This is a genomic window from Chitinimonas sp. JJ19 (assembly GCF_036961565.1).
Taxonomy (GTDB): Bacteria; Pseudomonadota; Gammaproteobacteria; order Burkholderiales; family Chitinimonadaceae; genus Chitinimonas.
Genome location: NZ_JBAMDD010000005.1, coordinates 1 through 24,365, shown reverse-complemented (window position 1 = coordinate 24,365; position 24,365 = coordinate 1). Strand labels below are relative to the sequence as shown.

Sequence of the window (24,365 nt, the reverse complement as noted above, 5' to 3'; positions counted from 1 at the left end):
CGTTTTGCTGTGCAAGCAATGGCGGCAAGCCGCCAGGTGGCATGGCGGATATCAGGCACTCTGGTGGATAATGCGCGCCGGCTGAAAAGCCTGTTAATTCATCTATCTACCGAAAGTGTGTCTATGCGTTCAAACATTTTGCGTGCGCTGCTGGCCTCGCTGGCTTTGCTGTGCCTGCCCGTATTCGCCAATGAAGCGGCAGATCCCTTCGCCCAGGCTGTCCATGGCCCTGCCCAGATTCCCCTGCGTGACCAGGCCGTCATGAATCTGCCTGATGGGTTTGTCTTCCTGCCCAAAGAGCCCGGCATTGAAGTGATGCAACGGATGGGGAATCGGACTGACGAGCGCTTCATGGGACTGGTGTTCCCCAAGGCACAGAACGCGCAATGGTTTGTGCTGGCTGAGTACGAAGCTGCTGGCTATATCAAGGACGACGATGCCAAGGAGTGGGATGCGGACGCATTGCTGCAGAACCTGAAAGACGGTACTGAAGCCGCCAATGAGGAGCGCCGCGCCGCCAAGCAGAGTGAGCTGGAAGTGACCGGCTGGGCTGAGGTGCCGCGCTACGATGCAGCCAGCCATAGGCTGGTATGGTCTGCCTTGGCTCGTATCAAGGGCGCCCCTGCCAATGAAGCGGCCACCATCAACTACAATACCTATGCGCTGGGCCGGGAAGGCTATATCTCGCTGAATCTGGTGACAGACAGCAGTACCATCGCGTCCGACAAACCCGCCGCCAACATCTTGTTGTCGGCGCTGGATTTCAACGAAGGCAAACGTTACCAGGATTTCAATGCCAGCACCGACAAGGTGGCTGAATATGGTCTCGCTGCGCTGGTGGGTGGCCTGGCTGCCAAGAAGCTGGGGATCTTTGCCATGATAGGGGTGTTCTTCGCCAAATTCTTCAAGGTCATCATGGTCGCGGGGATTGCCCTGGTCGCGGGTTTGGGTAAATTTCTTGGCCGGAGTAAGTCGGCCTGAGCGGTGGCAGGGAAGTAAGAAAGGGGCACGAGCGGTGCCCTTTTCTATTGCATCAATCCAGCTCGCCGCGCTGCAGGTGGCCCAATTGCTGCCAGCGTGGCGCAAAGGCCGCCAGCAAGGCTGCCAGCAAGGCTTGGGCCTTGTCGCTGTTGTCGGCGCCGAAGTTGCAGACATACACGTCCAGCGTCACGCCGCCACGTTCCGGCCAGGTATGCAGGGCCAGGTGTGACTCTGCCAGCAGCACCACGCCGGTGATGCCACCGGGGCCAGCCGCGCTGGCGGGGAATTGATGCCAGCAGGCCGACACCGCCTTGAGACCCACCAACTCGACCTGGCTCAGGCATAGCTGCTGCAGCGCAGCTTCGTCGATCAGCAGTGACGGTTGCTGGCAGTCATACAGGTCGGCGGTGAGATGCAGGCCATTCATGCGAATTCATCCTTGTGGTCCAGCAACCAGCGCGCTGCGCGCACGCCCCAGTAGTGCGCTTCCTCGGCCAGCGAAAAACCGCTGAGATCGCTGTGTGCCAGCATGATACGGCCTTGCGGTTGCCGCAGGCGCGGCAGGGCGTCGCTGCTGAACAGGCTGGGGGTGGGGCGTAGCATGGCGTGGCCCCAGCGCCAGACATCGAGTTGCTCGGTCAGGCCCGGCAGGTCGGGGTGCACACGCCCCAGTTCGGCCAGGATGCTGCGCGCCCAGTATGCGTGTGGGGCGGTCTGCAGCAGCTTGCGGCCGGCGGCAGGTGTGGCCTCGGTGAGCGGTCGGTAGTAGCTCAGGACACAGCCCTGGTCATGCAGTTGCAGGGATTGATGGTTGGCCACCACATAGCCCAGGCCGGCGGCGCCATACAGGACATTGTCCCAGCATAGCGGCTGTTGCACCCGCTCGGCGGGTGGGGCACGCAAGCTCAGGTTGGCGACCAGCCAGGGCGCATAGCTCAGTTGCGCCATGGCGGTTTGCCAAGGCTGTGGCAGGCTGGGCATGACATGGGCCAGAAAGCCGACCGGTGCGGCCCACACCAGCTTGTCGGCCAGGTAGCGCACACTGCGATTTTCCTGCACCAGATAGACCAGTACGCTGCAGCCCTGCGCCGTCTGTTCGATTTGCCAGGCCATGGCATTGGGCTGTAGCGCATCACCCAGGCCCTGGGCCATACGTCGTGTCAGCCAGCTATTGCCCTCCGGCCAGGTCAGTACGTCGTCGCTGTCGGCATTGCTGGCCTGACCGTGTCGGCCGGCGTGGTAGTGCAGGCCGGCCCAGGCTGAGGTTTGGCGGTAATCGGTACCGTAGTCGTCACGGCAACCGTAGTTCACCCACCAGTGCAGGCTGGGCGCATCGTAGCCTTGCTGTTGCAGCCAGTCGGCCATACTGATGCCGGCCAGCGCAGCCGTAGGCGAGCCACCTCGTGCGCTGGGCGTGGCAAATGCAGGACGCCCCTGGCCGTCCAGGGAGGACTTCAGCTTGGCTATCTGCTCGATGAAACGCTGTTGCTGCTGGCGCTCGGCCTGGGCAATACCGAACTGCGGCAGCAGGCCCTCCTGCCAGGTGCCGTGGATATGCAGGCGCTCTTGCGGGGCGAAACACAGATAGCGCTCCTCGTACTCCGGCCGCAAGGCATGCGGGTCGCCCTTGAGCGCACCAAATTCGGCCAGCATCAAGCGCAGCTCGGGTGCCTCTGGCCCCGGCAATGGTAGGTAGTGGGCGCCCCAGGGGTAAGCCGATATGGAGTTGCTGCCACTTCGGGCATTGCCGCCGGCCTCGTTCTCCAGCTCCAGCACGGCGAAACTGGCATGGCCCTGACGTTTGAGCCACCAGCCGCAACTGAGGCCGGCCATGCCACCGCCTATGACCAGGGCTTCCACCTTGCGGGTTTCGCTGGCGGCCGGAAAGCCTGTGCCGTCGCGCAGCCTGTGCCCCAGCGCCTGCGATGGCCCCAGCAACTGCCCAGGCGGCAGGCCGGGTGGGGGCGTGCGGCTGCAGCCAGCCAGCCCCAGGCTGCCAGCTGCCAGGGAGCCAAGCCGCAGGAAATCCCGCCGCTTCATCGCTGCACCTGCTTCCACTCCTGCTCGAAGGTACGCACCAGCAGCTGGTTGTTCAGGCGGTTGACCTCGGCCGGGGTGCGGGCCATATCGGGAGGAAAGTTGAACAGGCCAGGTACGGTATCGGCATTGATAAAGCGCAGGCCGCTGGGTAGCCGTTGGGGTGGGGCGTAGGGCTCGCGGCCAGCCAGGATGAAACCCCACTCGCCAAAGCTGGGGACTAGGGCGTGGTAGGGGCGGGTCTGCAGGCCCACGCTTTCTATCGTTTGCACCACGGTCCAGTAGCTTTGCCGCGCATACAGGGGCGATGTGGATTGCACCACCATGCGGCCGCGTGCACTCAATGCGCGCTCCGCCATGCGATAAAAGGTATTGGTGTAGAGTTTGCCGACGGCGAAGTTGGTCGGGTCAGGGAAATCCACCACGATAAAGTCGTAGGCATCGGCCTGGCTTTCCAGCCAGCGGAAGGCATCGGTGTTGATGATGCGTACCCGGGGCGAGTTGAGCGCATCGCCATTCAACTCCCGCAGCGCTGGATGTTGCTTGAACAGGGCGGGCATGGCGGGGTCCAGCTCCACCAGGGTGACGGATTCCACCTGCGGATAGCGCAGGATCTCGCGTATGGCCAGGCCATCTCCACCGCCCAGTACCAGTACCCGCTTGGCCCAGGGCAGGCTGGCCAGGCCAGGGTGGATCAGCGCCTCGTGGTAGCGATATTCGTCGCGGGCACTGAACTGCAGATTGTTGTTGAGGAACAGGCGTACGTCGTCGCGCCAGCGGGTCAGTACGATACGCTGGTAAGGCGTGCTTTCGGCCAGCACGATACGGTCTTCATACAAGGCCGTTTCGGCAATGCTGCTCAGCCTGTCGGCGGCGGCAAAGCCTGCCACGATCAGTACCAGGGCAGATCCGCCCTGCAGCCAGAGCGCCCGGCGGCTGACCAGCTCATGCCGGAACAGCCAGGTGGTCCACAGTGCCACCAGCACATTGAGCAGGCCAAACAGCAGGGCTGTGCGTACCATGCCCAGCTTGGGGGCTAGCCATAGCGGGAACAGCAGGGAGACGGCCAACGCACCCAGGTAGTCTATGCTCAACACCCGCGAGACCAGATCCTTGAACTTCAGGCGATGCTCCAGCAGGCGCATCACCAAGGGAATCTCCAGCCCCACCAGCATGCCGATGACAAAGACCAGCAGGTAGAGCAGCAGCAGGAAGGGGCCGCTCAGCCAGGTGAAGGCAAAAAACAGGGCGGCCGCCGAGAAGCCGCCCAGCAAGCCTACGGCCAGCTCGATGCGGATAAAACTGCCGATCAGATCGCGCTGGAAATAGCGCGACAGCCAGGAGCCCACACCCATGGCCGACAGGTAGACACCGATGACGGTGGAGAACTGGGTGACTGAATCGCCGACCAGATAACTGGATAGCGCAGCCGCGACCAGCTCGTAGGCCAGCCCGCAGGCGGCGACGACAAAAACGGAGAACAGCAGGGCGTAGGGCATGGCTTAGGGGTATAGGCGTAGGAAGGCTGCGGTGTGGCATACGACGGCCGGGCGTGCGCTATCGTCGGAAGGTGACGGCGTTTAACTCCTGGCAATGACGCGTCAGGGCAGGGTCACTGCCTGGCTTGCGGCCGTGGCGCCTACCTGCCCGTCGCTTGATGGCGGGGGAGCCTACTACCCCGGGCGGCCTGGCGCGCAAGGGGCTGCACCTGGGCACCGCTGGCGACACTGCACCAGCAGTGTTGGTTGGCAGCGCTTAATGGATGGCAGAGGCAACAATGATGGCAATGCCCAGGCACATGGCGCCCACCACGGTGGCCAGGGCCTGGTTGCGCTCTTCCACCAGGTTCTTCCAGAGGTCGTAGGGGGTAATCTTGTCGATGATGATAAAGGCCACCCAAAACACGGCCACGCCGAGCAGGGAATAGACCAGGGAGGCCAGTACGTAATCGAGCTTGAGTATATCCATGGGTGTGACTCCACTTATTTATGATAAAGCCGGCCGCCGGATGAGACCGACCCGCTGCGTTCGCGCGTCTCGGTGTCGTCACCGAACAGCGGCTGTCCTTTGTACTGCCCGTAACCGAATAATGCGGTGGCCAGGCTGGCGGCCACCAGATACATGCGAAACATGATGCCTTCCTGTGCGAGCGGATCAGAAGTAAGGGTGGTATCTATCCCTGCGTCTTAAGTAGGCCCATGGCGTCGCCCACAGGGCGAGGCGCATGAACCAGCAACCGCGCCAGGTGGTGACACCTTCCACCAGTCGAGTTGCCGGGCTGGCGTTCCAGTCGTGATCGGAACGTTAGACCGTGTCTAGAGAGCCGGTTAATCATCGTCCTCCTCCCCCGACGCGTAGTCACTCTGCGCCCAGCGCTGGGATTCAAAGCTATGGCTGCGGAACCAGGCAAGCAGGGGCGCCACCAAGAGCAGCAACAACAGTATCCAGAAGTTGCTCCAGATGGGGACATCGCGCACCAGCTGGATACGGTTGCTCAGCTCGGGTTTGCCCGGCTCGGTTTCGGCTTCCACTTCCAGTACATAGTCGCCAGCCGGCACATCGCTGATCAAGGCCTCGTCGTCGCTGCTGCCTTCGCTCCAGCTGCCGTCCGAGTCGCTGCCATGGTAGTAGCTGACCTCGCGGCCCAGCCGGAAAGTCTCGCCGGTCTTGCTGTTGACCAGGGAGATATCCGAGTACAGCCAGCGGTTATCGAGGTTGGCATCCTGCCGTATCACCAGATTGCGCTCGCCTTCAATGCGTATGGGCGGCGTGGTGAGGCTGGCCTTGGCCTCGCCCAGCGGCATGTCCAACTGCCCTTGCCAGACGGGTTTCTCCCAGGCGCGGGTGACAAAGACAAACTGCAATAGCAGCGCCAGTACAGCAAAGCCGGCGAAGCCTGCCCAATAGCGACCACTGCCGCTGCTGGGGGCGGGCTGGTTGGCCGCTATCCCTACCGGTTCCGGCAAGGCCCTTGTTGGCTTGAAGGCGGCGGTGACTTCTGCCACCGGCAGGTATTCGGACATCGTCCAGCTGAGTTCCTGCTTGGTCCATTCGGCCGAGAGCAGGTAGGGTGGGCTGATGTAGTCATCCACCGAACTGGTTTCGCCTACCCGCACCTTCCAGGTGAACTCACCCAGCACCTGGACGACCTCGGTCTGGCAGCGCTGAAAGTGCTTGTAGTCGCGGTCCAGAAAGCGGGCGACAGGCTGGGTGCCCGGTTTGAGCGCGGGTTGGCGTGTCACCGGCTTGGCCAGGTTCCAATGGCCGTCAGACTCCGTCAGCCAGACATAACCGACTTCGGTCGAGTGCAGCAGGTATTCGTCCCAGTAGTAGCTGAGGCCATCGATACGGGTGCTGCGGCGCAGATAGCCGATGACGGTATAGCGGCGGCCTCGCAGCTTGCCCTGTGTGCCCATGGCCAGCTTGGGCTGTTGTGTGAACGGATGGCTTTTGCTGATGATGGCCAGATTGGCATCTTTAGGATCGACCACCGCGCCACAATGGCCACAGCCGACGGCACGGATGTCCGGCCCACTGGCCGACAGCGGCGCACCGCAACTGCTGCATTTGAAGGCACGGGCCTGGGTGCGGGTGGGTTTGGGCGTGTCGGTCGGGGCGGCCGGATCGATCAATTCGTCCAGCGTCGCCGCTTGGCCCAGGTAGACCTTGGGTGGGGATTCGCTGTAATCGAGGCTGGCAAAGCCGGTCTCCGAGCGCAGATCCACGGCTGGGGCTTCATAGCCCGGTGTCGCCTGGAATGGCAGCTCACCCTCGGCAGCCACACAGTGGGCCAGCTCGATATTGCTGACGGTATAGGCTTTGCCTCCCAGCTTGGCTGTCATGCCTGGCTTGAAAGCGGCCCACTCGGGCAGCAGGGTCTTGATCGTTTGCTCAAACGTCACATAGCAAAGACCGGAGCCCTCGGAGATCCAGCCCAGGCGGCCGTCATCAAAGCGGGCGTACCATTCATTCCAGTAGCCGTGCTCATACTTGAGCTGCAAGCGGCCTATCAGTTCGAAGCCGACTGTGCGGTATTTGCCGCGAAACCGTAATTTGAAAGGGCTGCGATCCTCGGCCAGTTCGGCCATCTTGCCCAGGTTTTCCAGGTCGGCATCGTGGCGCACCAGGGTGCTGCGGCAAAAGCCGCAGACCGCCATGATGGAGGCTGCAGAATGGAACTCAACTTGAGCACCGCAAGAAGGACAGGGAGCTACGCGCATGGTCGTCGGAGCCTAGCACAGCAGGCGGTGGAAGCAAGCCCTGCCGCCGTTTGGCGGGGTTTGTGGCGACGGTGCCGGCTGGTGCTATCACTTATAATATGTGATTGGCATGCTGTTTTTGCGTATGATTCCGCAGCGGGATTGGTAGTAAAAACACTGCATTTATTTGCCATACCGGTTATCAATAACGTCATTCGTCCCGGCTTCCTTATTTCTCATTCCATGCAATCCGAACAAGCCCTGCAAAGCACCTTGCGCCTATTGATGTCTGTGCCGCTGACCTTGCGTAGCAATGTCAGCGTGTTCCATCAGGGCAAGGTCAGCAATTTCTCGCTCGAAGTCTCGCGCTCTGCCGAGGGGGGCTTGTCGGTGGTTGAACTGTGTCCCGACGGTGAGCTGCTCACCGGCAGGGTGGTGGCTGGCCCCGGTGAAGTCAGCGCCCTTGATGAGCATGCGCTCTCTGCCGCCATGGGGGCCTTGTGGATGCAGAGCCAGGACGATGATCCGCCTCTCAGCGAAGTGACGTCGGTACGCGCCACCAGCTTGCTGTTGGCGACGGAGGGCCCGAATCCCTTCAGGGTGGTGCAGTCCTGGTACTACCGGGTGGTGGATGGCCTGGGCCCGCTCGATGTCTGGGACGCCGACCACGCCCTGCGTAGCCGTGAGGTCAGGCTGCCCGCATCCGACAGCTTCCGTGGTCTGGTGTTGGCGCTGCAGACAGAAGCCAACCGCATGGGCTAGCGCCGTACGCTCTCGCCGCGCAGCTCCACCAGCCGCTTTTTGTCAGCTTCGGCACGGTTCTTCACCTCTTCAATCTCCAGATTGCGTGCGGCAATGCTGGCATTGATCTTGGCCACCTCGGCCTGGCGTTCCGTCAAATCTGTCATCAGATCGTTGGGGATCTTCTTCTTGGCCTTGGTCAGCTTGTCGATCTGTGTCTGGAAGCTGTTGACGCGCTTGGTGGCCGCCTCCAGCCGCAGGCGGTCGGACTGTATATTGGCCTGCAGTTGTTCCAGATTGCGGTCACGTATGGCGTCGATTTCGCTGGTCTTGCTGAAGCTGTTGACCAGGGCGTTGTCGCGGCGGCGTGCTTCCAGTGCCTTGCGCTCTTCTTCCCGCAGCTTGGCCAGCTCGGCATTGCGGGCGGCCTGCTGCTCGGGTGTCAGTATGCCCTCAGTCTGGCGTATGGGCATGCCCTGCTTGTTCAGCTCGGTCATGCCCCGCTTGTTCTGCTGCATGGGGGGCTTGTCGCTGTACTGCACCTTGCCGTTTTCATCCACCCATTTGTATAGCGTTTCGCCAGCATGGGCGGTGAGCGCCATGGCGATCAGGGGCAGTATGAGCAGACGGTGGTGAGACATGACGGTTTTCCTCAAGCCACGCCAAATTCGGCGCGATAACGCTCAACCGCTTGCAAATTGCGTTCCAGCTCTGGTTGACCGTTCAAAAACGCGATCAGGTCGGTCAGATTGGCGATGGCCACCACGGGTATGCCGTAGCGTGCCGTGACCTCCTGTACCGCCGATTGCGTACCTTGTCCGCGCTCCTGCCTATCCAGCGCAATCAGCACGCCAGCAGGCTCTGCGCCCTGTGCACGGATCAATTCCACCGACTCCCGCACCGAGGTGCCGGCCGAGATCACATCGTCGATGATCATGACCCGGCCCTTGAGCGGCGCACCGATCAGGGTGCCGCCTTCACCGTGGTCTTTGGCTTCCTTGCGATTGAAACAAAACGGCACATTCCGACCTTTTTCGGCAAGTGCGACTGCCGTAGTGGCGGCCAGGGAGATGCCCTTGTAGGCCGGACCGAACAGCATGTCGAAGCTCACGCCCGAGGCGATGGCCGCGTCGGCGTAGAAATCAGCCAGGCGGCCGATGCTGGCGCCGTCGTGAAACAGCCCTGCGTTGAAGAAGTAGGGCGACAGTCGGCCGGCCTTGGTTTGGAACTCGCCGAAGCGCAGCACATTCTGCTGGACGGCGAAGGCAATGAAATCGGTGCGTGACATGCTCATGAAAACAAGTGGCTATGCGGGGTTCAAGGATTTATAGCATATCATTCCGTTTCCTTATCTGCCCTGCCGGTCATCATCCATGCGAATAATTTCCGCCAACCTCAATGGCATCCGCTCCGCCGCCAACAAAGGCTTCTTCGATTGGCTGCCCCAGACCGGGGCGGACGTGGTGTGTCTGCAGGAACTCAAGGCGCAATTGCCTGATATGAGCGAGGCCATGCTGGCCCCGGCCGGCTACCACGGTTTTTTCCATCCGGCCGAGAAAAAAGGTTACAGCGGCGTGGGCATCTACAGCCGCAAGCGGCCCGATGCCGTCATCGAGGGCCTGGGCATACCTGATATCGATATGGAGGGGCGCTACCTGCGTGCCGATTTCGGCCCGCTGTCGGTTATCTCGCTTTATCTGCCATCGGGTTCCAGCGGCGAGGAGCGCCAGACCATCAAGTTCGCCTTCCTGGAGCGCTTCCTGCCCCATATGCGGCAGATGCTGGCAGAAGGGCGGGAGATTGTGGTGTGCGGCGACTGGAACATCGCCCACCAGCCCATCGATCTGAAGAACTGGAAAGGCAACCTGAAGAATTCCGGCTTCCTGCCTGAAGAGCGCGCCTGGCTGACCGAGCTGCTGGGCCTGGGTTGGGTGGATGTGTGGCGCACCCTCTACCCGGAGGCGCCGGGCTATACCTGGTGGAGCAACCGTGGCCAGGCCTACGCCAAGGATGTGGGCTGGCGCATCGACTACCAGATCACCACGCCGGGCCTGGCGCAGCGTGCGCTCAGCGCCAGCATCTACAAGGAGATCAAATTCTCCGATCATGCGCCCCTGATCATGGACTACGCGGGCGAGCTGTAAGCGATGACGCTCTCCAACTATCTGTCGGTTTTCGGCAACCGCCGGGTTGCCATCGTCCTGCTGCTGGGCTTTGCCTCGGGGTTGCCGCTGGCGCTCACTGCAGCCAGCCTGCAGGCGTGGCTGACGGTATCGGGGGTGGATATCACCACCATAGGCTGGTTCACCCTGGTGGGCCTGCCCTATACCTTCAAGTTTCTCTGGTCACCCCTGCTTGATCGCTTTGAGCCCACCTGGCTGGGGCGGCGGCGTGGCTGGCTGGTGCTGACCCAGTTGGCGCTGGCGGCCGCCATTTTCGCCATGTCGCTGCTGGATCCGGTGGCCTCGGCTGGCTGGCTGGCGGTCTTCGGTGTGATCGTGGCGTTTCTGTCGGCCAGCCAGGACGTGGTGTTCGATGCCTACCGCACCGAGCTGCTGCAAGAGGATGAGCGCGGCGCAGGGGCGGCCGTGACCACCCTGGGCTATCGCCTGGCCATGCTGACCTCGGGCGCCCTGGCGCTGATCATTGCCGAGAAGTTCCTGGGCTGGAACAACACCTACAAGCTGATGGCGGCCTTGATGGGCGGCATGGCGCTGGTGACCTTGTTCGGCCCCAGGCTGGCGTTGCCGGATGGCCCCAGGAGCCCCGCCGGGCAGGAGCTGAAAGGCTTCCTGGCCATGCTGGCCGGCGCCTTGCTCGGCTATTGGCTGGCCTCGCGCGGGCTGGCCCTGCTGGGCGTGCCGACCGACAGCAAGGGCTGGGCGCTGCTCTACCTGGTGGCAGAGGTCACCGCCGGTGGGGTGCTGGCCTTGTGGCTGGCACGGCAGATGGGCTTTCCGGCACTGCTGGGGCCGCTGGATGAGTTCATCTCGCGCAAGGGCGCCTGGGCCATTCTGGCGCTGATCATTTTCTACAAGTTGGGCGACGCCTTTGCTGGCAGCCTGACTACGGCCTTTCTGCTGCGTGGCATGGGTTTCAGCCAGACTGCCGTGGGCGAGGTCAACAAGGTCTTTGGCCTGCTGGCCACCCTGGTTGGCGCCGTGCTGGGCGGCTTGTGGATGGTCAAGCTGGGCCTATGGCGCGCCCTTATGCTGTTCGGCGCCCTGCAGGCGGTCTCCAACCTGATGTATTGGTGGCTATCGATCTCGGGCCAGCATCCCTATGTGTTCCAGATCATGGTGGCGGCCGTAGGCGTGGAGAACCTCTGTGGCGGCATGGGTACGGCGGCGTTTGTTGCCCTGCTGATGACGCTTTGCAACGCTCGCTACACGGCCACCCAGTTTGCCCTGCTGTCGGCGCTGGCTGCCTTTGGCCGGGTCTATGTCGGCCCGGCATCGGGGGTGTTGGTGGATCAGCTCGGCTGGAGCACCTTCTTTGTCTATACCGTGCTGGCAGCGCTACCCGGCCTGCTGTTGCTGTGGTGGTTGCGGCCCCGTATCGACGCCTTGCACTCGCCCAGCAATCAGTCGCCGCAGGCACTAGACTGATTGAGTACCAACCCAAGTCAGAAAGCACCCACCATGGAAGCCATTGTCAGCCTCAACGGCGGCCACGCCCGCATAGCCTTGTCCGGCGACTTTACCTTCGAGGCGCACCGGCCCTTCAAGGATGCCAGCCAGCAGGTCATGGCCAACCTGGATATTGCCTCGCTGGAAATCGACTTCGATGGCGTCGACTACATGGATAGTGCGGCGCTGGGCATGCTACTGCTGCTGCGGGAGCGGCTGGGACAAAGCCCGATACGCCTGACCAATACCCGTGGCACGGTACGCGCCGTACTGGACGTCGCCAATTTCGGACGCCTGTTCGAGTTGGACTGAACCAACCTGGGCACGCCCAGCCCTGGGGCATGCCACCAGCTTGTCTGCCCCACCTGGCCTGTCGCCCGCGCTTGCGTGCGCGGGCCATGTCTGTTTTCACCTATCCCATCATGAAAACCCTACTCTATCTGCACGGTTTCAACAGCAGCCCCGCCTCCATCAAGGCGCAACAGACGGCGGCCTGGCTGGGCGAGCGCAATCTGGGCCAGCATTTCCATTGCCCGGCACTGCACTATTCACCAGCCAGAGCAGCCAGCCAGATTGCCAGCTGGCTGGCCGACCGCAACCCGGCGGACGTGACTTGCGTGGGTAGCTCGCTCGGTGGTTTTTACGCCACCTGGGTGGCTGAGCGCTATGGTTGCAGAGCGGTGTTGATCAACCCGGCAGTGCGCCCGCATACCTTGCTGGATGGATTGCTGGGGCCACAGCGCAATCTCTACACCGGCGAGGAATACCTGCTGACTACCGACCATATGGCCGAGCTGGTGACGCTGCTGCCCGCCCGTCTGACCCCATCGCGCTACTGGCTGTTGGTGGAGACCGGTGACGAAACCCTCGATTACCGCCAGGCCGTGGATTACTACGCCGGTGCCCGCCAGACCGTGTTCGACGGCGGCGACCATGGCTTCCAGCACTGGCAGGCCATGCTGCCCGAGGTGCTGGCCTATGCAGGCATAGACCCGCCTGCAGCGCAGCCATAAAAAACGCCCGGCGAACCGGGCGTTGGGTGAGGGTCGGTAGCTTACTGCGCTGAGGCGGTCTTCTTCTGATCTTCGGCCTTCTTGGCTTCAGCGGCTTTCTTGGCAGCATTGGCAAAGTCACCAGCCCAGGCCTGTACCAGCTTTTCAGGGTCAACATAGCGCTTGATGGCGGCGTTTACCTGTTCCAGCGTGGTGGCCTTGAGCTTGGCCTCGGCATCGGCGGTAAAGGCCATGGTGCGCTTCAGGTAGAGCTGGCTTGCCAGTGCGCCGGCCAGGCGTGCATCCTGGGTACGGCCGATGGTGGCTTCCTGCAGCAGACCGCTCTTGGCGTCGCTCAATTCCTGCTCGGTCACACCTTCCTTCACCAGCTTGGCGATCTCCTCGGCTACGCCATTCTTCAGCTTGTCGAGGTTCTGCGGTGCATAGATGGCATACATGCCCAGCGAGGCATCGTCATCCAGGCTAGGTACGCTCAGCCAGCTGCCGGCACCGTAGCTGATGCCTTCCTTCTGCCGCAGCCTGTCCATCAGCCGGTTCTTCAGTGCACCGCCACCCAGTACGCGGGTTGCCAGTTGCAGGGGTTGCAGATCAGGCGAGGTATCGGCCAGCTTCAGCGGCAGGCTGGCGATATAGGCGGCATTGGCCTTGTCCGGGGTTTCCAGCGTCAGTGCGGCCGGCTTGGTGACTACAAACGGCATTTCCACGCGCTGGTAGGCGGCCTTCGCCTTCCAGTCGCCAAACAGCTGCTTCAACTGGGCTTCTGCTTCGGCCTTGTCAAAGTCGCCAACCAGGGCCAGCTGGCCGTTCTGCGCACCATAGAAGCGGCTATAGAAAGCCTTGGCATCAGCCAGCTTGGCGGTCTTGTAGCTGGCGATGGCTTCATCGAAGCTCATGCTGGCACGCACATCACCCTTGGGGTAGTTGTTGCCATGCTTTTCCACGGCCTTCTGTGCCACTGCATCGGGTTGGCGCATCTGCTCTTCCAGCCCGGTGATGGACTCGGTACGCAGGCTTTCGAACTCGGCGGCCGGGAAGGTGGGGCTGCGTAGCACGTCACGGATTACGGTCAGCAGTTCGGGCAGCTTGTCGCGGCGGGTTTCAAAGCCCACACGCACCTGGGTGGCGCTGGCCGAGATGCTCAGCTTGGCTTTCAGTTCTTCCAGCTTGTCGGCCAGTTCCTGGCGGCTCAGCTTGCCAGCACCGCGTTGCAGCATGGCGCCAGCCAGTTCGGCATTGGTGCTCTGGCCAAACAGACTCTTCTCGTCACCCATGCGCAGGGTAATGCTGCCATTCACCGTATTGCCACGGGTCTTCTTGGGCAGCAGGGCTACCTGCATGCCGTTAGCCAGCGCGAGGCGGGTGGTGCGGCTCTCGATATTGGCCGGGCTGGGGTCGAAGCTTTCGCCCTCGGCCATGGCGGCCTTGCCCTTGTAGCCTTCCACCAGCTTTTGCACATCAGGGGCGCCGGGGATGGCGGCGCGCTGCGGCTTGTCGGTAGGCACGAATTGGCCCAGGGTGCGGTTCGATTCACGCAGATAGTTCTCGGCCACGCGCTGCACATCGGCCACGGTGGCGGCTTCGATCTGATCGCGTTGCAGGAAGAACAGGCGCCAGTCGCCCTTGGCTATTTCTTCGGACAGCGCCACGCCAAAGGCGACCGGATCGGACATCGCCTTTTCATAGCCATTGAGCAGGGCGGTCTTGGCACGCTTGAGCTCGGCCTCGGTGATAGGCTGCTTGGCCACGTTCTCCAGCTCGGCCAGGATGGCCTTGCGGGCTTCGTCGCGCGATTGGGTCTTGTTCAGATCGGCTACGAACAGGGTGTAGCCGGGTTCCTTCAGCGAGAAGGGGTAGGCCCAGACGCCAGCGGCTTTTTTCTTCTCGACCAGGGCCTTGTGCAGGCGGCCGGTCGGAGTGTCGCCCATGATCTGCGCCAGCAGGCCCATGGCGGCGGCATCGGGGTGGGCGCCGGGTGCCATGTGGTAGAGCGCAGCCACGATCTGGGTATCACCCACGCGGGTGATGGTCAGCTCGCGGGCGCCATCCTGTTGTGGGTCCAGCGTGTAGGTGTCCTGCAGCTTGCGGGCAGGCTTGGCAATACCGCCAAAGTGCTGGGCGATCTTGGCCAGGGTCTTGGCTTCGTCGAACTTGCCGGTCACCGTCAGGGTGGCGTTATCCGGCTGATAGTAGTTGCGATAGAAGGCCTGCAGATTTTCGATCTTGACGTTTTCCACGTCGGTGCGGGCACCGATGGTGCTCTTGCCGTAGTTGTGCCATTGGTAGGCACTGGCAGCCATCTGTTGCATCAGGATGCGGGTGGGGTTGTTCTCGCCGCTTTCCATCTCGTTGCGTACAACCGAGAACTCTGATTCCAGATCGCTGCGGGCGATGAAGCTGTTGACCATGCGGTCGGCTTCCATCTTGAGCGCCCAGTCCAGGTTGTCTTCGCTGGCAGCGAAGGTTTCGTAATAGTTGGTGCGGTCATACCAGGTGGTGCCGTTGTAGCGCATGCCGCGCTTGGCAAAGTTCTCGACGATGCTCTTGCCCGGCAGGCTGGGGGTGCCCTTGAACACCAGATGCTCCAGCAGGTGGGCCATGCCGGTTTCACCGTAGTTCTCGTGCCGGCTACCGACCAGATAGGTGATGTTGACCGTGGTGGTGGGCTTGGAGGCATCGGGCGCCAGCAGCACGCGCAGGCCATTGGCTAGGCGGTATTCGGTAATACCCTCGACCGAGCTGAGCTTGGTGGGGGCGGCGACCTGCGCCTGCGGTGCGGGCGTGCCTGCGGGGGCGCCTGCAGGGGCGCCCGCAGGGGCGGCAGCAGGTGCATCTGCGGCCGCGGTCGGCAGGGCAAAACCCAGCGACAGGGCGAGGGCGAGACTCAAGGGGGTGAAACGCATGCTTGCTCCTTTGTAGGTTTGGCCAGAACCGGTTCTTGGTGCAGTTGGTAGCCGGGGAGCGATCCTACTGCGTTCGGCCGCAGTGGGATGCTTTTAGGTGACGAAATACGAAAAATCGAGGATGAACTGCAGCGCGCCGCCTCGGCGCCTGTCTGGAACCTAAGTCGCTGAAAAGCTGTAAGGCATTCAACAGGATAGCGAGTGCCTGCGAGGGCGGGGCAGCCTTGTTCAGCCGGGCTCCGCCATGGCGCGCAAGGTACTGCCGGTGGCGCGGCAGATGCGCCACTCCGGCATGACTGTGGCCCCCAGGGCACGATAGAAATCCAGTGCCGGGGTGTTCCAGTCCAGCACGGCCCACTCGAATCGGCCGCAGTCACGAGCCACAGCACGCTGGGCCACTTCGCGGAACAAGGCTTCGCCTATGCCGTTGCGCCGATACTCGGGCAACACGAACAGGTCTTCCAGGTACAGCCCAGGCTTGGCCAGGAAGGTGGAATAGTTGTGGAAGTACAAGGCAAACCCTACCGGGTGCTGTTTGCCGTTGCGCTGTACTTCGGCGATCAAGGCTTCTATATAAGGGCGCGGCCCCCACAGGTGCTGGTGCAACTGTTCTGGTGTGCCGGTGCATTGATGGGTGAGCTTCTCATAAGCGGCCAGCTCCCGTACCAATTCGTACAGGGCCGGGGCATCGCCTGGCTGGGCATCGCGTACGCTGAAAACCTGCTTCATGCCACCGCTCCTTCCAGTTGCTGGCGCAGTGCATCGGGCAGGGGTTTGGCTGTGCCGGCGGCGTAGTCGCACCAGACGATCACTGCCTCGGCTTCCGCCGCGATCTGTTCAGGCGCGTCATCGCGCATGATGCGGTGACCCAGGGTAAAGCTGCTGTTGCCCAGTTTTTTCAGGTAGATCTCCAGCCGGATATTGCATGGATAGACCAGCGGCACCTTGAACTGGCAGCTGGTGGCCGCCAGGATGGGGCCATCGCCTGCGTCCAGCCTGACGCCCCAGCCCCGTTGATCGAGCCAGCGCACCCTTGCTTCCTCGCAAAACCGGAAATACAGCGTGTTGTTCAGGTGGCCCAGGGCATCCATGTCGCCCCAGCGCATGGGGAATACTTCGGTCGCGAGCAAGGTGGGTGTGGTCATGTCTATCGGCCTGTCGGGTAGCAACCCATAGATTATCCGGCATGGCGGGTTTGATAAACCCTGCGCTACCTGCAAGGGCTAGCCTTATGCCGGGGGCCGTTATCTGCATATGCGGCGTTTTGTGCACAGAATGGTGAAATGGCAACACCTCCCGGCAACAGCCCAGGAGCGCATCAGTAGCCGCTGCCAATGGGGCGATATCGAGATGGGCGACGCCAGCAAACCCGACAACATCCCTTCACCTGGGGGATGATGGGGGAGAGCCATATCGCGCTGCAAACCGTGCGCCTGCCTATGCCCTACGGTAGTGTGGAGGGTGGGTAGCCATCCCTTACTCGCCTACCGTCCCTACCTGAAATCGCTGGTTGGACGACATGTTGACGCGTGGAGATGGCACGGGCGATCCATGGGTGCACTGGATCGAGGCGATCAACGGTGCAGCATTCTTCGTACCGCCATGCGCGTTACAGGGTCAGTGGGCGTAGAATCGCGTTTTTTTTGCACGCTCGAGATATATTCATGCCCACGTTGATCTGCGGCTCCGTCGCTTACGACACCATTATGGTCTTCCCCGACCGCTTCAAGCACCACATCCTGCCGGACAAGGTGCACATGCTGTCGGTGTCCTTTTTGGTGCCCGAGATGCGCCGCGAGTTTGGCGGCTGTGCCGGCAATATCGCCTATAACCTGCACCTGTTGGGCGGCGAACCCATCATCATGGCCACCGTTGGGCAGGACTTTGCGCCCTATGCTGACCGCCTCAAATCGCTGGGCCTGCGGCAGGATTGCGTGCGGGTGATCCCCGACCAGTTCACGCCCCAGTGCTTTATCACCACCGACCTGGACGATAACCAGATCACCGCCTTCCACCCAGGCGCCATGAGCGAATCGCATAACAACCGCTTCGATCATGTGGACGGTATTCGCCTTGCCATCATCGGCCCCGATGGCCGCGACGGCATGCTGGCCCACGCGCGTGAGCTCAAGGCTGCCGGCATTCCCTTTATCTTCGATCCGGGCCAGGGTCTGCCCCTGCTGTCGGGCGAGGAGTTGCTGGCCTGCTCGCTGGCGGCCGACTACGTCACCCTGAACGATTACGAAGCCGCCATGCTGGAAGAAAAAACCGGCAAATCCATTGCCGAGCTTGCCGGCATGGTCAAGGCATTGATCGTGACCCGTGGCGGCGAAGGCTCCACCATCTACGCCGATGGCCGTGAAATCATCATCCCGGCGGCACCTGCCGCATCGTTGCAGGATCCGACCGGCTGTGGCGACGCCTATCGCGCAGGCCTACTGTTTGGTATCGAACGGGGCTGGGACTGGGAAACCACCGGTCGCCTGGCGTCCTTGCTGGGCGCCATCAAGATCGCCTCGCGCGGTGCACAGAACCACACGTTCAGCCGTAGCAGCCTGTCGGCAGACTACCGTACTGCCTTCGGCAGCGAACTGCCCAACTGGTAAACCTGGCCTGCCACCGCCAAACAGAACGCCACCTTAGCCGGTGGCGTTCTGTTTGGCGGGTACATGGCGCCCGTCACGCGCAGAAGCCATAGACTTTGAACAGGCTCTTAGAGTTGGCCACGCAGTTCTGCCAGCACCGGGGCGGTGTCTGGCCTGACGCCGCGCCATAGATAGAACGCCTCGGCTGCCTGCGCCACCAGCATGCCGAGTCCATCCAGTCGTTGCTGTACCCCTGCGGCGCGGGCCTGTGCCAGAAATGGGGTTTCCTGCGCACCGTACATCATGTCGTAAACCACCGGCCCGGTTTGCCACAGGCTGGCGGGCAAGGGCAGGCTGGCGCCGGCTAGGCTGGCGGAGGTGGCGTTGATGACCAGGTCGAATGACTGACCATCCAAACCCGCCAGCCCCATGCCAGCGACCTCGCCCAGCTCGGCAAAATGCCCTGCCAGCGCCACGGCCTTGTCGGCGCTGCGGTTGGCGATACACAGGCTGGCCGGTTCCTCGTCCAGCAGTGGCGCAATTACCCCCCGTGCCGCACCGCCGGCCCCTAGCAGCAGAATGCGCTTGCCGGCCAATGGTGTGTGCAACAACAGGTCGGCCACCAGCCCGGCACCGTCGGTGTTGTCGCCTACTACGCCCTCATCATCCAGCCATAGGGTATTGACTGCGCCGGCCAGCTCGGCCCGGTCGCTCAGCAGGTTGGCAAAGCGGAAAGCTTCTTCCTTGAACGGCACCGTGACATTGCAGCCGCTGCCTCCCATGGCCAGAAACTGCGCTGCTGTATCAACAAAACCATCCAGCGGCGCCTCCAGCCGCTCGTACACCAGCTTCTGGCCGGTCTGGCGGGCGAAAGCAGCGTGGATCAAGGGCGATTTGCTATGGGCAACAGGGTTGCCGATGACGGCGTAGCGGTCAGTCATGTTAGTAGTCGGGCGTGAGGGTAAGCGGGACGATCCCCGCCACCGCGAGGCTGGCCTGGCGGAGCGGAGAATAGTCGGGAAGGTGCTTGTATCGGTGGAAGCGTGTGGGCACTTATTGGTGTCAGGTGCTACCAGGCGCAGGTATCAGCCCTGCGACCAGGGCAGGCCGCGTGCCTTCCAGCCGTTTATCTGACCACGCTGGCCGGCATCGTTGCGGTCGCCCTCAAAGCCTTCCAGCACGTTGTAGCACTCGCTATAGCCATGGGCGGCGGCCAGGGCGGCGGCCTCGTGCGAGCGGCCACCGGTACGGCACAGGAACAGCAGGGCATCCTCGGTATCCACCTGGTTTTTCAGCTGCTCCATGAAGTTGGGATTGGCCGCCATGCCCGGCCAGCTCTTCCACTCTATCTTTACCGCATGCAGCGGTGTACCGACAAACTGCCATTCTGCGCTGGTGCGCACATCCACCAGCTTGCAGGCTGGCATGGTGCTCAGCAGCGTATGGGCCTCTTCCGGTGTCAGTGCGCCGGAGTAGGGCAGCTTCATTTCCTCTGCACGGCTATGGGCACGCTGCAGAATTTCATTGGTCAGGCTCATGGTGTGCTCCGCCGATGGCTATGCGTGAATGATTCAGAGTTCAATTATGGCAGCTAAGCGCCAGCTATGGACCCAAGTCATTGATGGTCGGTGACGCCTGAGCGAACGCCGGGTACGGGTTGTCAGTGCAGCTTGAGCCAGCAGGCGCTGTGCTGCGTTCATGGGGGCGATTCAGGCCGCGTGGAATGGCCGGGCATACCCTCTGCCTATCTGCTGCACGGTGGCCAGCAGGGGGCAGCTGTCACGCCGTGAACTCCGCTGCGGTTGGGGTGTCTGTGCGTGGGCCTGGCTACCAGTCTTGGTAGCCATGTTCAGACAGGGGTGCCGCGTGTATGGGGCGCACAGGAGAGTAGCACGGACAGGGTACACAAGGTGAGCGCACCAATTCAGTGCGATTGTGTTTGTGCTGCATTAATATGGTGCGTGAAGTGGTATCAGCACGCCCCTGAATGGCGCATGGCAGGGGTTTGCAGCCTGTGGCATGCTTCCTGCTAAATAGTCGCCGGACGCGCGCCACCATGAGGCAAGGCGAGCGACAAGGCTCTACAATCGGATTCCCTGCCGGCCTGCGCGCCGGTTTCCCAGTTTCTCATCAGGAGTTATGCAAATGGCGGTCGCCGACGTACTCAAGCAAATCCAAGAAAACGATATCCGTTTCGTCGATCTGCGCTTCACCGACACCAAGGGTAAGGAACAGCATGTTTCCGTGCCGTCGCATGTGGTCGATGAAGAGTGGTTCGAGCGCGGCCATGCTTTTGATGGCTCCTCGATTGCCGGCTGGAAGGGCATCCAGGCTTCGGACATGCTGCTGATCCCGGATCCGTCCTCTGCCGCCATCGACCCGTTCTATGACGAACCGACCCTGTTCATCACCTGCGACGTGATCGACCCGACCGATGGCAAGGGCTATGACCGCGACCCGCGTTCCATCGCCAAGCGTGGCGAGGCTTACCTGAAGGCATCCGGCCTGGGCGATACCGCCTTCTTCGGCCCGGAACCTGAATTCTTCATCTTCGACAGCGTTACCTGGGGCACCGACATGTCGGGCACCCACGTCAAGATCCGCTCCGAAGAAGCAGCCTGGTCCTCCAGCGAGGCCTATGAGGCCGGCAACACCGGCCATCGTCCTGGCGTCAAGGGTGGTTATTTCCCCGTGGCACCGGTCGACAGCTTCCAGGACATTCGCTCGGCAATGTGCCTGGCGCTGGAAGAACTGGGCATCCCGGTTGAAGTGCATCACCATGAAGTGGCCACCGCCGGCCAGAACGAAATCGGCACCAAGTTCAGCACCCTGGTGCAACGTGCCGACTGGACCCAGCGCCTGAAGTATGTGGTCCACAACGTGGCCCACCAGTACGGCAAGACCGCCACTTTCATGCCCAAGCCCATCGTTGGTGACAACGGCAGCGGCATGCACGTGCACCAGTCGATCTGGAAGGACGGCAAGAACCTGTTTGCAGGTAACGGCTACGCTGGCCTGTCGGAATTCGCCTTGTACTACATCGGCGGCATCATCAAGCACGCCAAGGCACTGAACGCCATCACCAACCCCGGTACCAACTCCTACAAGCGTCTGGTGCCCGGCTACGAAGCACCGGTGATGCTGGCCTACTCCGCCAAGAACCGCTCGGCTTCCATCCGTATTCCTTACGTCGCCAGCGACAAGGCACGCCGTATCGAAGCCCGTTTCCCCGATCCACTCGCCAACCCCTACCTGGCCTTCACCGCCCTGATGATGGCCGGCCTGGACGGCGTGCAGAACAAGATCCACCCTGGCGACCCGGCTGACAAGAACCTGTACGACCTGCCGCCGGAAGAAGACAAGCTGGTACCCAAGGTTTGCCACAGCCTCGAGCAAGCCCTGGAAGCCCTGGACAAGGACCGCGAGTTCCTGACCCGCGGCGGTGTCTTCTCCAATGATTGGATCGATTCCTACATCGAACTGAAGATGGAAGAAGTCACCAAGTTCCGCATGACCACCCACCCGGTGGAATTCGATATGTATTACTCGCTGTAAACTGGCTGGCCTGCCCGCAGGCCTGCTGTAGTCCAGAAAACCCGCATGGCCGTTGGCGATGCGGGTTTTCTGTTATTGGGGGGTGGGCTGGCGTTGTTCTAGCCTGTTCGGCGCTTTGCTTCCTGCCTGGTGATTTTCTCGGTGGTTGGAAAGCCAGCTATACAGTCTGAGGCGCAAGAGCAAGGGTTGCTTTGGGTGGTTGCTGGATGTAGCGTTGCGGCTTGTTTGGGGGATGTGTGACTGACCGTTGCATACAGTGTGGAGCTGAGCAGATAGTGCGTGAGCCTAACGTGCTCGTCACCATCGAAAGCTACCGTTGCCTGGCATGCGGGCATACCTTTGATGCCCTTGTGCACTACGCCCACGATTTTCCTGACATGCAACGAGCCACGCTTTTCGTGGGTTGTTACATCGTAACCCGTGAGCCCACTCCCGCAAAAGCATTCATCCTGCTTAAGAGGTTGTTGGCCTCAAGCCCACACTTTCAACTCGCACGGCTTGAAAGTCAGTATGTAGGTGAGGCGCCAATCTGGAATCTTGGTGTGTTTTATGATTTTGAACTGGATTCTTTGCGGCGTAGGGCGGGAGAGTTGGGCTTGTCGCTAGCGTTTGTGAGGGATGAGGTTTGAGTGCGAGTGGTGAGTGCCTGGCGATATGATGATGCGGAAATCTATAACATTGAATATCAAAATGGAGTCCTCTGATGACGATTGGCGAACGATCGCCAGGGTTTATACTGAGCTAGACGGTTGGCTCTCTTGTGAGCATTGGCCCATGTGGTATGGGCAAGAAGGAGATTTTCGCCATATTGCCGTATCGGCTGATCCTGGTGGCCTCGTTTTCAGCGGCGACGTTGAGGATGAACTCTGGGTTGGTTGGGTAAGCGTGCTCTGTGCGAAGCTAACTCTTGCGCTGGGTCGAGAAGTATACGACGCAGAAATGTAGGCAGGCATTTTTGATGTATTCTTAAATCGAATTGCTATCGTGGATAAGCCGAGCTAGCTGTTGGAGGTTATTATAAACTCCCTCCGTGGTGGCAATCTGTGCTGGGTGTTATTAAGCCGCAGCTCTTCTGGTGAAGATGACTCCTGGTCAAAGGTCGGCTTGTGCCCTCTACGGCGAAAATAGGCAATCGACGCTTGGGCGGTTTTCTTGTTCTAAAGCCTCGCACAAATGATTTGGAGTAAGTCATGCAAGATGAAGCTGAGATTCACAGGAATAAAATCCCGGGTAAAACCTACATAAGTCCGCAAATAGATACACCGCAAGGGCCTTTACGAATTGCTTCCAAGGTCATTGATTCCGAGGGGCTACACTTTGCGACAGTTAAAGATGAGGTAGTGCTTCGACGGACTCCAACTGGGCGCACGGAAATCGTAGCGAAGTATCTTGAGGACAGCCATCAGCTCACCGTGGTTACCTTGCAAGCGTTCAACGGAAACAGTGGTGTGCCGCAAAAAACACACTTCTCATTTGTGGGTGCTGAAATCTCAAAGTTGCTGACATTCTTTGGGAATGTCGCCGCCATCGAGCCTGCCGATAGTGGTAAGGTCAACATTGCGGACTCTGAGCTTAGTAAGTTGATTTTATCGAGGGAGCAAGCGGCTCACCTGGTTAAAGAAAACCAAGATGTATTCTCCGAGGCAATGCAGTCCGGGATAACAAAAGAAGACATCGTTGCACTAGGATATCGCAAGAAGCAACTTGATATATTCGAAAGGTTGCTATCCCAAAAAGATTATTTTGATGCTTTGTTGAAAATAAAGAAATTGAATGGAAATGAAGCTCTTTGGCAGGCGTTCTTCGAACGAAACCAGTGGATATTTGGCTATGGCTTAAGCTATGTTTTTGTAACAGGTTTTGACGGGCGTAAACTTGAGCAACTTGTAGAGGGTTACGACCTAGTCAATTATGGGAAGCGTGCCGATGCATTTATGCAAACTCGAGGAATTATAAATACAATTTGCTTTGTAGAGATTAAGACCCACGAGACAGATCTTTTGGGACGTTCGTACCGTTCGGGTTGCTGGGCCCCATCAGCTGAAATGGTGGGTGCAGTTGCTCAAGTACAGGGTACCGTAGATGCAGCTTTGCGCAATCTATATGGCCTATTCAGGCCAAATGGCAAAGATGGCGCGCCCACTGGTGAAGAAGCGTTCAATTTTCGCCCCAAAGCTTTTATTGTGATAGGGTCGTTGGGGCAGTTCAAAACTGACGAAGGTGTTAATCAAGAGAAGTTTCGATCATTTGAATGATATCGAAACGGCATATCCGATATAGATATCATTACATTTGACGAACTTTTTGAACGAAGTGAATTTATAGTTAAGACTGCTACGCCTGCTAGGGGGAGCTTATCTGGCCAAGTATAGTCGCAAGCATTTACCATGTAACAGCATAAAATTTCTAGCGTTTCGGTTACAACCTTGCTGGATGAAGGACAAGGTGCAAGGCGTGAAGCTTTAGGACCATGTTCAGCTGCTGCGCCGCAGCCAACCCCAGTCTTGGGCCTTTCCCCCAGGACGGCCAAAACGAAGAAAACGGTGGTTCCGTGAGTTGCTGGCCGTTTCGACGAAGCTGCGGGCGGTGCGCACCTTGGGTCAGCGAGCGCCGTGACAGGTCAAGCGGCGTAATTCACCGTACGCTTCGCACGATCACCGCTATCCACGACGACAGCCACTGGATTGCACTGTAGCGATGGTTGAGCCCAAGTTGATTCATCCAC

22 protein-coding genes and 1 pseudogene are annotated in these 24,365 nt (G+C 60.7%); 10 read left to right on the top strand and 13 right to left on the bottom strand.

Features of this window, described 5'->3' with window-relative positions; genetic code table 11:
• Positions 1-123: 123 nt before the first annotated feature.
• Positions 124-981, top strand: coding sequence for a DUF2167 domain-containing protein (locus V7714_RS07690; RefSeq protein ID WP_335709190.1), 858 nt, complete (start codon positions 124-126; stop codon positions 979-981).
• A 52-nt stretch (positions 982-1,033) separates the two neighbouring features.
• Here V7714_RS07690 and speD read toward each other — a convergent pair whose 3' ends face one another.
• From speD to V7714_RS07660, 6 genes are all read right to left on the bottom strand, one after another.
• Positions 1,034-1,408: an adenosylmethionine decarboxylase gene (speD, locus tag V7714_RS07685; protein WP_335709189.1), complete on the bottom strand. Its 375-nt coding sequence runs from the start codon at positions 1,406-1,408 to the stop codon at positions 1,034-1,036.
• On the bottom strand, positions 1,405-3,021 hold the full coding sequence (locus tag V7714_RS07680) for an NAD(P)-binding protein (protein WP_335709188.1): 1,617 nt from the start codon (positions 3,019-3,021) through the stop codon (positions 1,405-1,407). Before V7714_RS07680 ends, speD begins: the two co-directional genes overlap by 4 nt.
• On the bottom strand, positions 3,018-4,517 hold the full coding sequence (locus V7714_RS07675) for a polyamine aminopropyltransferase (protein ID WP_335709187.1): 1,500 nt from the start codon (positions 4,515-4,517) through the stop codon (positions 3,018-3,020). The genes V7714_RS07680 and V7714_RS07675 overlap by 4 nt, the downstream gene beginning before the upstream one ends.
• Before the next feature lie 256 nt (positions 4,518-4,773).
• Positions 4,774-4,986 (bottom strand): DUF350 domain-containing protein, encoded by a 213-nt coding sequence (locus V7714_RS07670; RefSeq protein WP_335709186.1) that lies wholly within the window; start codon positions 4,984-4,986, stop codon positions 4,774-4,776.
• Positions 4,987-5,000: 14 nt separating this feature from the next.
• Positions 5,001-5,150 carry a hypothetical protein gene (locus V7714_RS07665; protein ID WP_284195121.1) on the bottom strand — a complete coding sequence of 50 codons (150 nt, stop codon included), beginning with the start codon at positions 5,148-5,150 and terminating at the stop codon, positions 5,001-5,003.
• A gap of 195 nt (positions 5,151-5,345) precedes the next feature.
• Complete coding sequence (locus V7714_RS07660; protein ID WP_335709185.1) at positions 5,346-7,175, bottom strand: DUF4178 domain-containing protein; 1,830 nt, start codon at positions 7,173-7,175, stop codon at positions 5,346-5,348.
• A 285-nt stretch (positions 7,176-7,460) separates the two neighbouring features.
• Here V7714_RS07660 and V7714_RS07655 point away from each other — a divergent pair, with 285 nt between their 5' ends.
• Positions 7,461-7,979, top strand: coding sequence for a hypothetical protein (locus V7714_RS07655; protein WP_335709184.1), 519 nt, complete (start codon positions 7,461-7,463; stop codon positions 7,977-7,979).
• Here V7714_RS07655 and V7714_RS07650 read toward each other — a convergent pair.
• Both V7714_RS07650 and pyrE read right to left on the bottom strand, forming a co-directional pair.
• Complete coding sequence (locus V7714_RS07650) at positions 7,976-8,599, bottom strand: DUF4124 domain-containing protein (protein WP_335709183.1); 624 nt, start codon at positions 8,597-8,599, stop codon at positions 7,976-7,978. The two genes, V7714_RS07655 and V7714_RS07650, sit on opposite strands and share 4 nt — an antisense overlap.
• A gap of 11 nt (positions 8,600-8,610) precedes the next feature.
• Positions 8,611-9,252, bottom strand: coding sequence for an orotate phosphoribosyltransferase (gene pyrE, locus V7714_RS07645; RefSeq protein ID WP_284195117.1), 642 nt, complete (start codon positions 9,250-9,252; stop codon positions 8,611-8,613).
• Positions 9,253-9,331: 79 nt separating this feature from the next.
• Here pyrE and V7714_RS07640 point away from each other — a divergent pair, with 79 nt between their 5' ends.
• The 4 genes from V7714_RS07640 to V7714_RS07625 all read left to right on the top strand — a co-directional run bounded on the left by V7714_RS07640 (position 9,332) and on the right by V7714_RS07625 (position 12,600).
• Entirely contained in the window at positions 9,332-10,102 is a 771-nt protein-coding gene (locus tag V7714_RS07640) for an exodeoxyribonuclease III (RefSeq protein ID WP_335709182.1), read from the top strand.
• A 3-nt stretch (positions 10,103-10,105) separates the two neighbouring features.
• Positions 10,106-11,566 (top strand): AmpG family muropeptide MFS transporter, encoded by a 1,461-nt coding sequence (locus V7714_RS07635; RefSeq protein ID WP_335709181.1) that lies wholly within the window; start codon positions 10,106-10,108, stop codon positions 11,564-11,566.
• A 33-nt stretch (positions 11,567-11,599) separates the two neighbouring features.
• Positions 11,600-11,899, top strand: coding sequence for an STAS domain-containing protein (locus V7714_RS07630; RefSeq protein WP_284195114.1), 300 nt, complete (start codon positions 11,600-11,602; stop codon positions 11,897-11,899).
• A gap of 110 nt (positions 11,900-12,009) precedes the next feature.
• The gene (locus V7714_RS07625) at positions 12,010-12,600 is read left to right on the top strand and encodes a YqiA/YcfP family alpha/beta fold hydrolase (RefSeq protein ID WP_335709180.1); all 591 of its coding nucleotides are present in this window, start codon (positions 12,010-12,012) and stop codon (positions 12,598-12,600) included.
• A 41-nt stretch (positions 12,601-12,641) separates the two neighbouring features.
• Here the strand turns inward: V7714_RS07625 and V7714_RS07620 are convergent, their stop codons facing one another.
• From V7714_RS07620 to V7714_RS07610, 3 genes are all read right to left on the bottom strand, one after another.
• On the bottom strand, positions 12,642-15,500 hold the full coding sequence (locus tag V7714_RS07620) for a M16 family metallopeptidase (RefSeq protein ID WP_335709179.1): 2,859 nt from the start codon (positions 15,498-15,500) through the stop codon (positions 12,642-12,644).
• Between the two features lie 228 nt (positions 15,501-15,728).
• A complete protein-coding gene (locus V7714_RS07615) occupies positions 15,729-16,229 on the bottom strand; it encodes a GNAT family N-acetyltransferase (protein WP_284195111.1) in 501 nt (166 codons plus the stop codon).
• Complete coding sequence (locus tag V7714_RS07610; protein WP_335709178.1) at positions 16,226-16,645, bottom strand: acyl-CoA thioesterase; 420 nt, start codon at positions 16,643-16,645, stop codon at positions 16,226-16,228. Before V7714_RS07610 ends, V7714_RS07615 begins: the two co-directional genes overlap by 4 nt.
• 100 nt (positions 16,646-16,745) lie before the next feature.
• On the opposite strand from V7714_RS07610, the pseudogene V7714_RS20610 reads away from it, so the two are divergent.
• Positions 16,746-16,898 (top strand): annotated as a pseudogene (locus V7714_RS20610) (hypothetical protein); the annotation flags it as partial.
• Between the two features lie 266 nt (positions 16,899-17,164).
• A complete protein-coding gene (locus V7714_RS07605; RefSeq protein WP_284195109.1) occupies positions 17,165-18,106 on the top strand; it encodes a carbohydrate kinase family protein in 942 nt (313 codons plus the stop codon).
• Between the two features lie 107 nt (positions 18,107-18,213).
• Here the strand turns inward: V7714_RS07605 and aroE are convergent, their stop codons facing one another.
• Together aroE and V7714_RS07595 are read right to left on the bottom strand one after the other, a co-directional pair.
• Positions 18,214-19,026: a shikimate dehydrogenase gene (gene aroE / locus V7714_RS07600; protein ID WP_335709177.1), complete on the bottom strand. Its 813-nt coding sequence runs from the start codon at positions 19,024-19,026 to the stop codon at positions 18,214-18,216.
• Between the two features lie 144 nt (positions 19,027-19,170).
• Positions 19,171-19,623, bottom strand: a complete 453-nt coding sequence (locus tag V7714_RS07595) for a rhodanese-like domain-containing protein (RefSeq protein WP_335709176.1) — start codon at positions 19,621-19,623, stop codon at positions 19,171-19,173.
• A 607-nt stretch (positions 19,624-20,230) separates the two neighbouring features.
• Here V7714_RS07595 and glnA point away from each other — a divergent pair.
• Together glnA and V7714_RS07585 are read left to right on the top strand one after the other, a co-directional pair.
• On the top strand, positions 20,231-21,640 hold the full coding sequence (gene glnA / locus V7714_RS07590) for a glutamate--ammonia ligase (protein ID WP_308446978.1): 1,410 nt from the start codon (positions 20,231-20,233) through the stop codon (positions 21,638-21,640).
• 1,190 nt (positions 21,641-22,830) lie between these two features.
• Entirely contained in the window at positions 22,831-23,895 is a 1,065-nt protein-coding gene (locus tag V7714_RS07585) for a Shedu immune nuclease family protein (RefSeq protein WP_335709175.1), read from the top strand.
• The last annotated feature ends 470 nt before the right edge of the window (positions 23,896-24,365 follow it).